The organism is Mumia sp. ZJ1417 (assembly GCF_014127285.1).
Taxonomy (GTDB): domain Bacteria; phylum Actinomycetota; class Actinomycetes; order Propionibacteriales; family Nocardioidaceae; genus Mumia.
This window is the reverse complement of record NZ_CP059901.1, coordinates 1,342,643-1,357,219: the sequence shown is the minus strand read 5'-3', so window position 1 is coordinate 1,357,219 and position 14,577 is coordinate 1,342,643. Positions and strand designations below refer to the sequence as shown.

Sequence of the window (14,577 nt, the reverse complement as noted above, 5' to 3'; positions counted from 1 at the left end):
GCACAACCATGAGTAGGACCACGCACAAGACCCGCTTCGCGGCGGTGGCCATGCTGGCGTCCCTGGCCCTCTTCACCGCAGGCTGCGGCAGCGACGACTCCGACTCGGGCTCAGGCTCGGGCGACTCCACGCCGAGCGCTTCGGAGTCGGCAACCTCCGAGATGACCGACGATGCTGCCATGTCTGACGCCTCGTCCGAGCTCGTCGGTCCCGGCTGCGCCTCGTACGCCGAACAGGTGCCCGACGGTGCCGGCTCGGTCGACGGGATGGCCCAGGACCCGGTCGCGACCGCGGCGAGCAACAACCCGCTCCTCAAGACGCTCACCGCGGCCGTGAGCGGGCAGCTCAACCCGGACGTGAATCTCGTCGACACCCTCAACGGCGACGAGTTCACGGTGTTCGCGCCGGTCGACGCGGCGTTCGCGAAGCTGCCGAAGGAGACCGTCGCCGAGCTGGCGAAGCCGGCCGGAGCGGAGACCCTGACGTCGGTGCTGACGTACCACGTCGTGCCGGGGCAGCTCAGCCCCGACGAGGTCGTGGGGACGCACACGACGGCGAACGGTGCTGAGCTGGAGGTGAAGGGCTCGGCCGACGAGCTCACCGTCGGTGCCGAGGACGCAGCGGTGGTCTGCGGCGGGGTGAAGACCGCGAACGCGACCGTCTATCTCATCGACTCGGTCCTGATGCCGCCGATGTGAGCGATCCGTCCTGCTCGGCCAGCGGACTCGCTGGTCGAGCAGGGGCGGAGCGCCAGCGGAGCCCGGATTAAGACCCCTCAGACACCTTGCCCTTGGCTGCCTTCGCTGCCGCCTTCTGCTCCTTCTTGAACGTCCGCACCTCCTGGAGCGTCTCGGCGTCGACGACATCGGCGATCGAGCGGCGCGAGCCCTCGTCGCCGTACGCGCCCGCAGCCTGACGCCACCCGGCCGGCTCGACCCCACGCTGCTTGCCCAGCATCGCGAGGAAGATCCGCGCCTTCTGGTCGCCGTACCCCGGCAACGCCTTGAGGCGCTTGAGCACGGTCTTGCCGTCGGGGTCGCCCTCGGTCCAGAGGCGTGCGGGTTCGCCGTCGTACTCGCTCATCAGGTACGCGGCGAGCTCCTGGATGCGCTTGGCCATCGAGCCCGGATAGCGGTGGACCGCCGGTGGCGTGGAGCAGAGCGCGGCGAACGCCTCGGGGTCGTACTCCGCGATCGTCTGCACGTCGATGCTGCCGACCCGCTGCACGATCTTGAGCGGGCCCGCGAACGCCGCCTCCATCGGATACTGCTGATCGAGAAGCATGCCGACGAGCAGCGCGAACGGGTCGGAGTCGAGCAGCTGGTCCGCTTCGGCGTCACCGGTGAGGTTGAGGCTCATGCCCCGATCATCCCAAAACGAGCCCACGTTCGACGAACGGCGGACGTCGTACGGTGGGGCATGGCTGTCCCCGCACGCCTCACCCACGCCGTCGCCTCGCTCCCGCTCACGCGCTCGAGCGCCGTCCTGGAGATCGGCGGCGGACCGGGCGTCGCCGCGCAGCTGGTCCTCGAACGCCTCGGACCTGACGGCTCGTACCTCGGTGTCGACCGCTCGGAGGTCGCCGAGCGCCGTACGAGGCAGCGCTGCGCCGACGCCGGGTCACCGGCCCGGTGGGACGTACGACGAGGCGCCATCGAGGACGTCGCGGCGATGCTGCCGGGCGCCGCGTACGACCTCGCGTTCGCGGTGAACGTCAACGTCTTCTGGACCAGCGACGCCTCGAGGCTGGCCGCCGAGCTCCATCGTGTCCTGCACCCAGAGGGCAGTCTTTGGCTGTTCTACGAAACGCCGACCAGCACCGTCGGCGCGAGGGTCTCCGACGGGGTGACCCGATCGCTGACCGGCGGCGGTTTCGACGCCGTGACGGCCGTCGCGGCGTCACCCCGACTGGGTGCCTTCACCGCCTCGCGCCGCCCCCGAGGGATCACGAACCGATAACGAAGCTGGAGCCCACAGCCCCTGCCACCACAGGCGTCACCTGCCGCCCGTAACACACCGCACGTAAGGCCCTGCAGCGCCCCCTGTCGTTACCGTTAGTGACCTTGACCAGGCAGGATGCAAGGAGCGCGACGTTCGTCCGTACGGCGCGCCCGCCTCCAGCGGGACCCCGGTCACGGGCACCCACGATGGTGCCTACGTCGCCAGCAGACAGCGAGGCTGCGCCTGACGCCTCTCGCGTCGACCCCCGACGCGGCGGGTGCAGCCGAACGTCCGAAAGGTGGCGAAGAAGTCCCGTGATGACCGCCAGCGTGGGTCAAGAACTCTCACCGCTCCTGGAATCCTCGACCGACGCCCCGGTCGCCCTGCGCATCGAGAACGTCTCGAAGGTCTTCGGCCGACGCCCCGCCGAGGCCGTGCGACGCCTCGAGGCCGGCGCGAGCCGCGATGAGGTCAAGCCGTACGGCACCGCCGCCGTCATCGACGCGAGCCTCGAGATCCGTGTCGGCGAGATCTTCGTCGTGATGGGGTTGTCGGGGTCGGGCAAGTCGACGCTCATCCGGATGCTCAACGGCCTGTGGCGCCCGAGCGCCGGGCGGGTGCTGATCGGCGACGACGACCTCGCGACGGTCGACGCGAAGTCCCTGCGCGCCCTGCGCCGCGCCCGCGTCAGCATGGTCTTCCAGCACTTCGCCTTGCTTCCCCACCGCACGGTGCTCGACAACGCCGCGTACCCCCTCGAGATCCAGGGAGTCCGCAAGAAGGAGCGCCGCGCCAAGGCCGCCGAGGCGCTCGCGCTCGTCGGCCTCGACGGGTGGGAGAGCTCGTTGCCCTCGCAGCTGTCCGGCGGTATGCGCCAGCGGGTCGGGCTCGCCCGCGCGCTGGCGGCCGACACCGACATCCTCCTCATGGATGAGGCGTTCTCAGCGCTCGACCCGCTGATCCGCCGCGAGATGCAGGAGCAGCTGCTCGATCTGCAGCGCCGCCTCGGCAAGACCATCGTCTTCATCACGCACGACCTCAATGAGGCCATGCACATCGGCGACCGGATCGCCGTCATGCGTGACGGCCGGATCGCTCAGGTCGGCACCACCGAGCAGATCCTGTCCGACCCGGCGAACGACTACGTCGCGCAGTTCGTCGCCGACGTCGACCGCAGCCGCGTGCTGACGGCCTCGTCGGTGATGGTCCGCCCCACCGCGGTCGTCCCCCTGGCCGGGGGCCCTCGTCAGGCCAGCCGCACGATGCGCGAGGCGCAGGTGCCGGCTGCGTACGTCGTCGACCGCCAGCGCGTCCTGCGCGGCGTCGTCCACGACGTCGACGCGGTCGCCGCACTCCGCGAGGGCAAGGACACCATCGCCAGCGCGGTGCGCGAGGACGTCGCGTCCGTGCGGACGACGACGCTGCTGGCCGATGTCTTCGCCCCTGCCGCGGAGGGCACGCTGCCCGTACCGGTGACCGATGACGACGGAAGGCTCGTCGGCGTCGTGCCGCGAGTGACGCTGCTGTCCGCGATGGCCCCTGCCGAGCCGACCACGGGAGGCGACGATGACTGACAGCCCCATCCCTCGCATGCCCCTCGGCGAATGGGTCGAGACCGGTGTCGACTGGGTGACCGACACGTTCCGCCCGTTCTTCGGGTTCGTGAAGGAGGTTCTTTCCGGGGCGTACGACGGCCTCAGCGAGCTCCTCCTGGCCCCGCCGTTCTGGGTGCTCGCGGTGCTGCTGGCGCTGGTCGCCCTTGTCGCGAAGGGCTGGCGGCTCGCCCTCGTCGCCGTTGTCGGCTTCACGCTCATCGCGAGCGTCGACCAGTGGGACAACGCGATGAAGACGCTCGCGCTCGTGCTGCTCGCCTCCGTCATCGCCCTGGCGATCGCCGTCCCGGTCGGCATCTGGGCGGCGCGCAACGACACGGTCTCCGCCGTGGTCAAGCCGGTGCTGGACTTCATGCAGACGATGCCGGCGTTCGTCTATCTCATCCCGACGGTCGTCATCTTCCTCACCGGCGTCGTCCCGGGCATCGTCGCGACGGTGATCTTCGCCCTCGCGCCGGGCGTCCGCTTCACCGAGCTCGGCATCCGGCAGGTCGACGGCGAGGTCGTGGAGGCGGGACAGGCGTTCGGTGCCACCCCAGGCCGCATCCTGCGGCAGGTCCAGCTCCCGCTGGCGATGCCGACGATCATGGCCGGCGTCAACCAGGTCATCATGCTCGCGCTCTCGATGGTCGTGATCTCGGGCATGGTCGGCGCCGAGGGCCTCGGCCGCGACGTCGTGTCAGCCCTCAGCAGCGTGGAGGTCGGCATGGGCTTCGAAGCTGGCATCTCCGTCGTGATCCTCGCGATCTTCCTCGATCGCGTCACCGCGGGCCTTTCCGCCCGCACCCCTGTCGCCAAGGCGCTGGCCACGAGCCGCTCCTGAGCGACGACACCCCCAACCCAGGCGGCGCCCACCGGCGCAGCCGAAGGAAGGAACACATGTCACGCGTACGCACATCCCGACTCCTGCGGGGCGTCACCGCCACCGCGTCCGCGCTCGTCCTGAGCGTCGGCCTCGCCGCCTGCGGAGGCTCTGAGTCGGCCAGCGGCGACGACGAGAAGTCGATCTCGATCGGCATCCCCTCCGGATGGGACGAAGGCATCGCCGTCTCCCACCTGTGGAAGGCGATCCTCGAGGACGAGGGGTACGAGGTCGAGACCGAGACCGCGGACGTCGGGGTCGTCTTCACCGGCCTGGCCGGCGGGGACTTCGACGTCACCTTCGACACGTGGCTCCCGCTCACCCACGCCTCGTATCTGAAGAAGTTCGGCGACGACATCACCGATCTCGGCACCTGGTACGACAACGCCAAGCTGACGATCGCCGTCAACGAGAGCTCGCCGGCCAAGTCGCTGGAGGACCTGGCGGGCATGGCCGACGAGTACGGCAACCGCCTGGTCGGTATCGAGGCGGGTGCCGGCCTCACGAAGGTCACGCAGGAGGAGGTCGTGCCCACGTACGGCCTGGACAAGATGGACTACGTCATCTCGTCGACCCCGGCGATGCTGGCCGAGCTGAAGAGCGCGACGAAGTCCGGTGACAACATTGCCGTGACGCTGTGGCGCCCGCACTGGGCGTACGACGAGTTCCCCATGCGTGACCTCGAGGATCCCAAGGGCACGCTCGGCGAGGCCGAGGAGATCCACGCCTACGGGTCGAAGGACTTCGGTGAGCGCTTCGGCGACGTCGAGGAGATGATCGGCGCGTTCACACTGAACGACGAGCAGCTCTTCTCGCTGGAGAACCTCATGTTCAACTCCGGCGACGACGTCGCTGAGGAGGACGCGGTGAAGCAGTGGCTCGAGGACAACCCCACGTTCGTCGACGACCTCAAGAAGAAGGCCGGCGTGAGCTGACCTTCGCGCACGACGATGGCCGGTCCCCGTCGGGACCGGCCATCGTCGCGCCCGCCCGGGGTTTGCCACGCCAGCCTGGGCAACGCCGGTTGGGCATCGGAGTCGGCCACCGCCTCCGTACGGCCGTGGTGAGCCACGTCGACCATCAGTGAGCCACGCCGAAAAGGCGCGCCCACCCGTGGCGGACGTCGCTCACCGCGGCAGCGTCCGCGCTACTCGTGGATCGGTCGCGGGATGCTGCGGTTGGCGATGCGGTTCTCCGCTCCGACCATCCAGGCGAGCTGCTCGACCCGCTCGAGGATCGCGTGCAGTAAGTCCGCCGTCGTCGGGTCCTCCTCGTCGACGTCGTCGTGGATCCGCCGTGCGGTCGCCGCCACGGCGTGCAGCGCACTGGTCACGAGATCGACGGTCTCGGCCGTGTCGACCTCGTCGGACGGGTAGTCCGGCAGGCTGCTGCGCTCGGCGACCGTCGCGGCACGTCCGTCCGGCGTGATGGAGATGGCGCGCATCCGCTCGGCGACGTCGTCGCTGAATCCCCGCGCTGCGTCGACGATCTCGTCGAGCTGGAGATGGAGGTCGCGGAAGTTCTTGCCGACGACGTTCCAGTGCGCCTGCTTGCCGATCAGGTGGAGATCGATCAGCTCGACGTGGATCTGCTGGAGGTGGTCGGCCATCTGCTTCGAAGCCCGGTAGGGCGCCTCGACCGTAGGGTGCTTGTCGCTCTTCATCGTCTTGCTCATGGAGCTCCTCCTTCTTTCGACTCACCTGGACGGTGCCCAGGGCGCCCCCGCTCAATCACCGAGCGATGTGCGACCGAGCACACCGTCCGGGTCGTAGTTCGCCTTGACCTCGCGCAGGCGTGCCAGCGTCGCCGGGGGGAAGGTCTTCGCGGTCGTCTCGGGTGTGAGGACGGTTTCGAAGTTGCCGTAGAGCGCGTCGACGACCCCGTCCCACTCCGCGTCGACGGAGTCGTCGCCCGCGGCGACCACCAGCACGCTGTACGCCCGGTCGCGGTGCGCGAACGCGGTCGCCTCGGCGGTGACGTCACCGGCCGCGCCGGGGAAGGCACGCACCTGCATCATCTGCAAGCGACCGTCGTCCATCATCCGCCCCGCCTTTTGGACGACACCGTCGTCGAGGTGCGCCACGAGCGCCGACCGGGTCGGCGGCTGCACGTGGCCCGCCGTCGGGTCGCCGGTCGAGCCGATGATGCCCTTGTACGGCGCGACCTGCGCCTGCTGCTGCACGACCGGCGCGAGGTGGAGGAACGGCTCGATCGATCCGACTGCCGTCTCGGTGTCGTCGCCGGCCCACACCAGCATGATCCGCGCGTACGTCTGGCTGTCACCGGCCGGGAACACGGTCGTGAACGGGGTGAGCAGGCGGGACGTCGACTCGGTCAGCGAGCCCAGCCGGGCGAGGTAGTCGGCCGTGTCGTCCACCTCATGCACGATCACCGCGAGCACGACGTCGGAGAGCTCCATGGCCTCGATGTCGAGACTGGTCACGACCCCGACGTACTCGCCACCGCCGCGCACGGCCCACAGCAGGTCCGGGTGGTGGTCGGCGTCGGCGCGGACGACCGTGCCGTCTGCGAGCACGACGTCAGCGCTGACGACGTGATCGACGGTGAGCCCGTACGAGCGCGCGAGCAGCCCGATGCCCCCGGACGTCGCGAGGCCGCCGACACCGACGTCGCCGGAGTCGCCCGAGCTGATCGCGAGCCCATACGGCGCGAGCTCTCGGGCGACCTCGCGCCATCGCAGGCCGACGCCGAGCCGGACGATCCGGCGCGCGCGGTCGAGAACCTCCACGGTCTTCAGCCGTCCGAGATCCACCACGATCCCGCCGTCGTTGGTCGACGACCCGCCAATGCCGTGGCCGCCGCTGCGGGCGACGAAAGGCACCTGCTGGCGCCGGGCGTACGCGACAGCCTCGGCGACCTGCGCGGTGTCGGCCGGCCGGAGCACGAGCCCCGGACTGCCCCGGTGGACGTAGCTGTGGCGCACACGCCCGTACGTCGGGTCGGCGGGCTCGACCGCGTCGGCAGCCAGCGACGGCGGGATCGCGTCGTAGTCGATCCCCGGAGCGCGGCGAGACAGGGCGCGCGCACTCCGCCCGCCCATGGCGGTCCCCGGCGCGTCCACCCGTTCGGCAGCGACCTCCTCGCGCAGCGCGGGGATCACCTCCTCAGCGAACTCCTGCATCCTGCGTGGGTCGTCGGTGCCGAGGATGAAGGTGCTGATGCCGTCCTCGAGCGCCAGCGGGAGCAGCTGGTCGAGCCACTCCTCCGGGCGCCGGATCTCCTGCCCACCGAGGACGTTGAGCAGCCGCCGGACGTCTCGGGGCTCGCGTCCCGCGGCGAGGGCCGCCTCGTCGATCACCGCGTTGCCTCGCGCGAGGTCGCCAGGCTGCAGATAGCTCAGGCTCGGCAGCCACCCGTCGGCCTTCTCGCCGATCAGCCGCAGCATCCGCGGCTTGTAGGCGCCGAGCCAGATCGGCACGTCGTGAGCAGGTGCCGGGCCACGCTTGGCGCCGGTCGCGGAGTGGAACTCACCTGGGACGAACAGGCCGCCGCGCTGGTCGACGGCCCAGATCCCGCGGATCACGTCGAGCGCCTCGGCGAGCGCCGCCACGCTCTGCCCGGGCGTCAGCTTCGGACCGCCCATCGCCTCGATGGCCTCCCAGAACGCTCCGGCGCCGAGACCGAGGTCGATCCTGCCGCCGGACAAGAGGTCGAGGCTCGCGACGGAACGGGCGATCACCGCAGGGTTGCGGAGCGGAAGGTTGAGGACGTTCGGCGCCAGGTGCACGCGGGTGGTTCGCGCGGCGACATAGCTGAGGAGCGTCCACGTGTCGAGGAACGCGGGCTGGTACGGGTGGTCCTGGAAGGTCACGAGGTCGTACCCGAGCTCCTCGCTGAGCTGCGCCAGTGCGACGACCTGGTCGGGCGCGGCGTTCTGGGGCGTGAGGAACGTGCCGAATCTCAGGTCGTGGCCGTAGTCGGGCATGAAGGTCCTCCGTCTAGGTTGATGGATCAACCTTACTCGGCTGTGGATGATACATCAACCAACGGCTAGGCTGGACGCGTGACCGCCACGAGCACGACCTCGACGAGCCTGGACGCCTGGCGCGCGTACGCGTCGACGCACGAGCGTCTCGTACGCCACCTCGCCCGCGAGATCACCCGCGAGACGGGACTGTCCGATGCGGACTACATCGTTCTCGAGGCGCTCGTCGAGGCGCCGGACGGCCGGATGCGCTCACGCGACCTACGACTCGCGCTCGAGTGGGAGAAGAGCCGGTTGTCCCACCAGGCGCGCCGCATGGAGCAGCGGGGCCTGCTCGCCCGAGAGACCTGTGCCGCCGACGGCCGCAGCGCCGACGTCGTGATCACGCAGGCGGGCCGCCAGGCCGCGGCCCGCGCCCGCGCCATACGGGAGGAGTCGCTGCGCACCCTGGTGCTCGACACGCTCGGCACCGACCGTGTCGACGTGCTCGCGCAGACCGCTGAGCTTCTCGCCGCTCGTCTCGCGCGCGCCACCGAGGAGGACCCACACTGCCGGGCTGCCCTCGCCGAGGACGACTGAGGACCTCCGCCGACCTCAGCGCTCACGCGTGAAGTGCAGCACCGGAGAGGCCGGATCTGTAGAGCGCCATCCGGAGTCGATCCACGCGATGTCCCAGGCCCGTCCGGAATCTCACGGACCTCGGGGGCGGCGCTGGCGCGCGTGCTCCCTCCCGTCCGGTCGACATCGCCCGCCCATGCGCTCAGACGCCGACCGCCTGCTTCCACGTCCGGTAGCCGCCGTCGAGGTTGGCGACGTCCTCGCGCCCGAGCTGGCGCAACAGCCGCGTCGCGGTGTGCCCGCGCTGCCCAACCGCGCACGTGACGACGAGACGCCCCTCAGGCAGCTCCTGGTGCCGGTGACGCAGCTCGTCCAAGGGAACGTTGACGGCATCGGGCAGCGTCCCGGACGCGTACTCCTCCGGCGTCCGCACGTCGATGACCGTCGCGCCGGAGCGCGCCACCTCGTCGACCTCGTGCCACTGCACCGTGTCGGTGAAGCCCGCCGCGAGGTTGTCGGCGACCATGCCGAGCATGTTGACCGGGTCCTTCGCGGATCCGTACTGCGGCGCGTACGCGAGCTCGAGGTCGGCGAGGTCACTCGCACGCAGACCACCGCGCATCGCCGTCGCGATGACGTCGATGCGCTTGTCGACGCCCGCCTCCCCCACGCCCTGCGCGCCGAGGATCGCGTCCGTACGGGGATCGACGAGGAGCTTGAGCGCGATCGCACGCGCCCCCGGGTAGTAGCCGGCGTGGTCGCTCGGATGGGTGTGGATCACGCGGACTGGACGCCCCGCTGCGCGTACGCGCTTCTCGCTCCACCCGACCGTCGCCGCGGTCATGCCAAAGGCACCGACGACGGCGGTCCCGAGCACGGGTGGCGCGACGACGTCGCGTCCCGCGATGACGTCGGCGACCAGGCGCCCCTGACGGTTGGCGGTCTGCGCGAGCGGGACGAGGGTCGCCTGGCCGTTCAGAGCATCGCGCTTCACGGCGACGTCGCCGACGGCGAAGATCGCGGGGTCGCTGGTCCGCTGCTGCGGGTCCACCTCGACGCCCCCACCCTCACCGACAGCGAGGCCGGCACGCTCGGCCAGGCCGGACTCGGGCACCACTCCGACGGCGGTCACCACGAGGTCGGCCGCCAGCCGCGTCCCGTCGTCGAGCACAACCTCGTCGGCGTCGATGCGGGCCACGCCGGCGCTGGTCCGCACGTCGACCCCGTGCGCCCGCAGTCGCGCGTCGACAAGTCCTGCCATCTCGACGTCGAGCGGCGGGAGCACCTGGGCCTCGCGCTCGACGAGGGCGACGCCGAGCCCGCGACGGGTGAGGTTCTCGGCGAGCTCGATCCCGATGAACCCGGCACCCACGACGACCACGGAGCGGGCCACGGCCACCGACGACCCATCGAGCACGGCGAGGATCGCGTCCATGTCGTCGAGGTCGCGCAGCGTGTGGGCGCGCTCGGCACCGGGGATCGGCGGCCGTACGGCACGGGCCCCCGTGGCGAGGACGAGCTCGTCGTACGACTCCTCGTACTCGCGGTCCTCGTCGAACGCGCGGACGACGACCGTGCGGCGATCGCGGTCGATCGTGACGACCTCGTGCCGGGTCCGCACGTCGAGACCGAAGCGTGCCGCCAGCGACGTGGGGGTCTGGAGCAGCAGGTCGTCGCGCTTCTCGATCACGCCACCCACGTGGTAGGGAAGCCCACAGTTGGCGAAAGACACGTGGGCACCTCGTTCGAGCACCACGACGCGGCGGTGCTCGTCGTTCCGGCGCAGGCGCGTCGCGGCGGACATCCCCGCGGCGACGCCACCGACGACGATCGTGCAACGCGGCTCCACAGCGCTCACCGCCGCCCGAACGGGAGCCAGCTCGCCAGCGAGCGTGGCTTGGCGGCCGCCCGGTCGCAGGTGCACCGATCAGCCTTCGGGACGGGCCCCATCACCGTCGCGACGTGCTGGCCGCACCCGGCCCACGTCGTCTTGCCACACGTACGGCACGTGACTGCTCGGCACATCTGATCCTCCTCGGATACCCAGGGGGGTATCGGTCGACTGCGTGCGAGCCTACACCCCGGGGGGTATCGTTCAAGGCATGCAGCTCTCCACCGAAGCCACCCAGCCCGTCGTCAACCGCCTGCGGCGCGCGCAGGGGCAGCTGGCCGGCGTCCTGCGCATGCTCGAGGAGGAGCGTGACTGCGAGGACGTCGTGACGCAGCTCGCCGCGGTGAGCAAGGCTCTCGACCGGGCGGGGTTCGCCCTGGTCGCCTCAGGCCTCAAGGAGTGCCTCGCCGCCGGCGAAGAGGCCGACGCCGAGAAGCTCGAGCGAGTGTTCTTGTCCCTGGCCTGACGCCGGGCGAGGTCAGGACAAGAAGCCGAGGACGGTGAGCACCATCGCGACGGCGACCACGGCGTACGCCGCGGCGAGCAGCGACGGGCCGATCCGGATGCTCTGCGGCGCCCCTTGGCCCCGCGCGAGCCGCGCCTCACCCGACCACTTCACGCCCGCGAAGAGCAGTGCCCCCACCGCGATCAGCACCAGGAGGAGATCCCAGGCGAGGCCGCGCCCGTCACGCACGGCGACGAACGGCAAGATCGAGTCGAGCCACGCGAACGGAGCCCTCGCCCCGGAGCCGTCCGTGCTCGCACCGGCGGCGACCACGAGCAGGATGCCGAGCATCGCCGTGAAGCCGGCGGCCTTGTCCAGCCACCAGCCGCGCCGGATGAGCGCACGCTCCTTGGCCCATCCCTCGTCGGTGTCGACGAAGCGACGTCGCGCCGCGTGCTGGTCGTCGTACCAGCCGTGCGCGCGCCACACTGTCGCCTTCACGCGCGCCGGGTCGAGCGCCTTCACCGCGCGCCGGTGGGAACGCCGCTGGGCACGCGCGACGATCGCGACCGCCGCGCGGTCGTAGCCTCGCTCGTGCGCCACCCGCAGAGAAGCCGCGAGACTCGAGTTGCCCGCCAGCCGCTGGAGGGCCTCCTCGGCACCTGTGGGAACGGGCTGCGGCCGAGGAGCGGGTGCGGCCTTGGTCGGTGTGGTGTCCGCGGTGGCCGGTGGCGGGGTGGGAACGGGCGCAGGGGTGGGGACCGGTGCAGGTGCGGGGACGGGCGCAGGCGCAGGTCGACGTGGCGCCTCGCTGCGCGGCGCCTGGTCGGACCTCGGCTCGTCACGCGCGAGGTCGGCGAGCGAGGCTGCTGCCTGCGGCATGGTCGGACGGTCGGCAGGCTCGCGCGCCGTCATCCGCACGACCAGGTCGCGCAAGGCATCGGGCACCCCAGCGAGGTCGAGTCGGCCGTCGACGACCGCCGCGACCGTCCGGGCGTCGTCGCCGCTCGGGAACGGACGTCGCCCCGCCGAGGCGTAGGCGACCAACAGCCCGAGCCCGTACACGTCGCTTGCCGGCGTGGCGCGATCACCGAGCAGGCGCTCGGGAGCGGCCCACGCGGCGGAGCCGATCATCTCGCCGGTCGTGGTGAGATCGAGCCCGTGCTCCCCCTTAGCGATGCCCACGTCGATGAGGGTCGCGCGGCGGCCCGCGAGGACGGCGTTGGCGGGCTTGATGTCGCGGTGCACGAAGCCGAGGCCGTGCAGCCGGTGGAGCGAGCGCCCGAGGTCGAGCGCGACCGCGGCGACCGTAGGGACCGCCATCGGCCCCGCATGGCGGACAGCCTCGTCGATCGTGATGCCCTCGAGCAGCTCCATCGCGAACCACGGCCGGGCAGGGGTGAGATCGCCCGTGACGTACGCGGGGAACCCGCGCCCACCGAGCTCATGGAGCAGCCGCGCCTCTTCCGCGAAGCGCTCGCGTGCCCCGCGTCCCTCGAAGGTGAGCACCTTCACCGCGACCCGCGGGCCGCCCTGGGTGCTCGCGACGTAGACCGCTCCGAAGCCGCCCGAACCCAGCAGGGTGTGGAGCGTGTACGGCCCCGCCTGGGGGACTTCTGGGCGCGCCAGAGGGAGCGCACGAGTCGGCGATGCGCCGTCTGATGCCGACACGGAGGCCCCTTCCGCTACGACTGGTCGTCTCGGAAGCCTAACAACGAGTCCGGTTCGACACCCGCGGCATGCCCGCCGTCACCCGCCAAACGTGAGCCGCGCCGCAATCGCGAGCATCACGACCGCCACCGCGGCGTCGAGCACCCGCCACGCTGCAGGCCGGGCGAACACCGGCCTCAACACCCGTGCTCCGTACCCCAGGCCGGCGAACCACGCCATGCTCGCCACCACCGCGCCGCCCGCGAAAGCCCACCGCGCGTCGCCGTACGAACCCGCGACGGAGCCGAGGAGGATCACGGTGTCGAGGTAGACGTGCGGGTTGAGCCACGTCAGCGCGAGTGCCGTCGCGACCACCGGCCAGAGGGACCTCCGTGTGCCTCGGTCGTCGACGGCCAGCCGCCCGCCGACGACGGCCCGTCGCGCCGCCATCAGCCCGTACGCGACCAGGAACGCCGCGCCGGCCCAGCGCGCCACCTCGACCAGCCCCGGCGCCCGCTCGAGCAGCGCGCCGACCCCGGCGACACCGGCGAGGATCAGCACGACGTCCGACGCGGCACAGACCAGCACGACCGCGCCGACGCCTTCCTGGCGCAGCCCCTGACGCAGGACGAACGCGTTCTGCGCCCCGATCGCCACGATCAGGGACAGGCCCGTGGCAAGGCCGGCGAGCAGCGCGGCAAGCGTGTCGGTGTCGTTCACAGACACGACGCTAGGCGCCTCCACGTGCTGATTCCAGCTAATCTTTCTTCATCCGATGAAGGAGAGCTTTATGAGAGGCGATCTGGCCCTGGACCAGCTCCGTACCCTCGCTGCGGTCGTCTCCGAGGGCAGCTTCGAGGCCGCCGCGTCCCACCTGCGGATCACACCGTCTGCGGTGAGCCAGCGGATGAAGGCGCTCGAGGCCGCCACCGGCCGGGTCCTCGTACGCCGGACGCGACCTGTGACCGTCACCGAGCAGGGGGCAGAGGTCCTTCGTCTCGCCCGGCAGGTCGACCTGCTCGTCCGCGAGCTCACCCCCGTCAGCGGCGACACCGTCCCCGTCGCTGTGCCGGTGGTCGTGAACGCCGACTCGCTGGCGACCTGGTTCCTCCCCTCCGTCGCGGGCGTCGCCGACCGGGTGCTCCTCGACGTGCAGCGCGAGGACGAACGCTACGCCCTTGCCCGGATGCGGGACGGCTCGGCGATGGCAGCCGTCAGCGCCGTGGGCGACCGGGTCCCCGGCTGCTCGGTGAGCGTGCTCGGGACGATGCGCTACCGGGCAATGGCGGCTCCGTCGTTCGCCGCCCGCTGGTTCCCCGACGGCCTGACACCGGACGCGCTCGCGCGGGCACCCGTGGTCGAGTTCGACAGGGACGACGAGCTGCAGCAGCGACTCGTCCGCCGCGTCACGCGCCGCCGCGTGGACCCGCCCCGCCACTACGTCCCCGGGTCCGAGGCGTTCCGTGAGTCGATCGCCCTCGGGATCGGCTGGGGCATGCTCCCCGACCTCCAGTCCGGCCCGCTCGAGGAGTCGGACGCGGTGCGCGAGATCGGTGAGCGCGGGCGGATCGACGTACGGCTCCACTGGCATCAGTACCAGCTCGACTCCCCCGCGCTGACCCTTCTGTCCGATGCGGTGCGCGAGGGTGCGCGACAGCACCTGCGCTGACG

Annotated in this window: 15 protein-coding genes; 8 read left to right on the top strand and 7 right to left on the bottom strand. The window is 71.2% G+C overall.

The genetic code is table 11. The features are described 5' to 3' along the window. Nucleotides 1-8 precede the first annotated feature (8 nt). Nucleotides 9-698, top strand: coding sequence for a fasciclin domain-containing protein (locus H4N58_RS06545; RefSeq protein WP_167007796.1), 690 nt, complete (start codon nt 9-11; stop codon nt 696-698). Between the two features lie 67 nt (nt 699-765). On the opposite strand, the gene H4N58_RS06540 is transcribed toward H4N58_RS06545, so the two are convergent. Further along, on the bottom strand, nt 766-1,359 hold the full coding sequence (locus H4N58_RS06540) for an HhH-GPD-type base excision DNA repair protein (protein WP_167007793.1): 594 nt from the start codon (nt 1,357-1,359) through the stop codon (nt 766-768). Between the two features lie 60 nt (nt 1,360-1,419). Between H4N58_RS06540 and H4N58_RS06535 the strand changes: the two genes are divergently transcribed. From H4N58_RS06535 to H4N58_RS06520, 4 genes are all read left to right on the top strand, one after another. Then, complete coding sequence (locus H4N58_RS06535; protein WP_167007791.1) at nt 1,420-1,959, top strand: class I SAM-dependent methyltransferase; 540 nt, start codon at nt 1,420-1,422, stop codon at nt 1,957-1,959. Nucleotides 1,960-2,258: 299 nt separating this feature from the next. Beyond that, nucleotides 2,259-3,515, top strand: coding sequence for a glycine betaine/L-proline ABC transporter ATP-binding protein (locus H4N58_RS06530; RefSeq protein ID WP_167007788.1), 1,257 nt, complete (start codon nt 2,259-2,261; stop codon nt 3,513-3,515). After that, nucleotides 3,508-4,377 carry a proline/glycine betaine ABC transporter permease gene (locus H4N58_RS06525; protein ID WP_167007786.1) on the top strand — a complete coding sequence of 290 codons (870 nt, stop codon included), beginning with the start codon at nt 3,508-3,510 and terminating at the stop codon, nt 4,375-4,377. The genes H4N58_RS06530 and H4N58_RS06525 overlap by 8 nt, the downstream gene beginning before the upstream one ends. Nucleotides 4,378-4,433: 56 nt before the next feature. Next, nucleotides 4,434-5,351, top strand: a complete 918-nt coding sequence (locus H4N58_RS06520; RefSeq protein WP_167007783.1) for a glycine betaine ABC transporter substrate-binding protein — start codon at nt 4,434-4,436, stop codon at nt 5,349-5,351. A gap of 212 nt (nt 5,352-5,563) precedes the next feature. On the opposite strand, the gene H4N58_RS06515 is transcribed toward H4N58_RS06520, so the two are convergent. Then, nucleotides 5,564-6,091 (bottom strand): Dps family protein, encoded by a 528-nt coding sequence (locus H4N58_RS06515; RefSeq protein WP_167007780.1) that lies wholly within the window; start codon nt 6,089-6,091, stop codon nt 5,564-5,566. A gap of 51 nt (nt 6,092-6,142) precedes the next feature. Continuing rightward, complete coding sequence (locus tag H4N58_RS06510; RefSeq protein ID WP_167251969.1) at nt 6,143-8,362, bottom strand: LLM class flavin-dependent oxidoreductase; 2,220 nt, start codon at nt 8,360-8,362, stop codon at nt 6,143-6,145. 78 nt (nt 8,363-8,440) lie between these two features. Here H4N58_RS06510 and H4N58_RS06505 point away from each other — a divergent pair, with 78 nt between their 5' ends. After that, complete coding sequence (locus tag H4N58_RS06505; protein WP_167007774.1) at nt 8,441-8,941, top strand: MarR family winged helix-turn-helix transcriptional regulator; 501 nt, start codon at nt 8,441-8,443, stop codon at nt 8,939-8,941. Between the two features lie 181 nt (nt 8,942-9,122). On the opposite strand, the gene H4N58_RS06500 is transcribed toward H4N58_RS06505, so the two are convergent. Next, entirely contained in the window at nt 9,123-10,778 is a 1,656-nt protein-coding gene (locus tag H4N58_RS06500) for an FAD-dependent oxidoreductase (RefSeq protein WP_243845182.1), read from the bottom strand. Next, nucleotides 10,775-10,945 (bottom strand): hypothetical protein, encoded by a 171-nt coding sequence (locus tag H4N58_RS06495; protein WP_167007771.1) that lies wholly within the window; start codon nt 10,943-10,945, stop codon nt 10,775-10,777. The genes H4N58_RS06500 and H4N58_RS06495 overlap by 4 nt, the downstream gene beginning before the upstream one ends. Nucleotides 10,946-11,022: 77 nt before the next feature. Here H4N58_RS06495 and H4N58_RS06490 point away from each other — a divergent pair, with 77 nt between their 5' ends. Further along, nucleotides 11,023-11,277, top strand: coding sequence for a metal-sensitive transcriptional regulator (locus H4N58_RS06490; RefSeq protein ID WP_167007768.1), 255 nt, complete (start codon nt 11,023-11,025; stop codon nt 11,275-11,277). A gap of 12 nt (nt 11,278-11,289) precedes the next feature. Here H4N58_RS06490 and H4N58_RS06485 read toward each other — a convergent pair whose 3' ends face one another. Both H4N58_RS06485 and H4N58_RS06480 read right to left on the bottom strand, forming a co-directional pair. Further along, the gene (locus H4N58_RS06485; RefSeq protein ID WP_167007765.1) at nt 11,290-12,927 is read right to left on the bottom strand and encodes a serine/threonine-protein kinase; all 1,638 of its coding nucleotides are present in this window, start codon (nt 12,925-12,927) and stop codon (nt 11,290-11,292) included. A 78-nt stretch (nt 12,928-13,005) separates the two neighbouring features. Further along, nucleotides 13,006-13,626 (bottom strand): LysE/ArgO family amino acid transporter, encoded by a 621-nt coding sequence (locus tag H4N58_RS06480; protein ID WP_167251970.1) that lies wholly within the window; start codon nt 13,624-13,626, stop codon nt 13,006-13,008. A gap of 70 nt (nt 13,627-13,696) precedes the next feature. On the opposite strand from H4N58_RS06480, the gene H4N58_RS06475 reads away from it, so the two are divergent. Next, on the top strand, nt 13,697-14,575 hold the full coding sequence (locus tag H4N58_RS06475; protein WP_167251971.1) for a LysR family transcriptional regulator ArgP: 879 nt from the start codon (nt 13,697-13,699) through the stop codon (nt 14,573-14,575). Nucleotides 14,576-14,577: the final 2 nt, after the last annotated feature.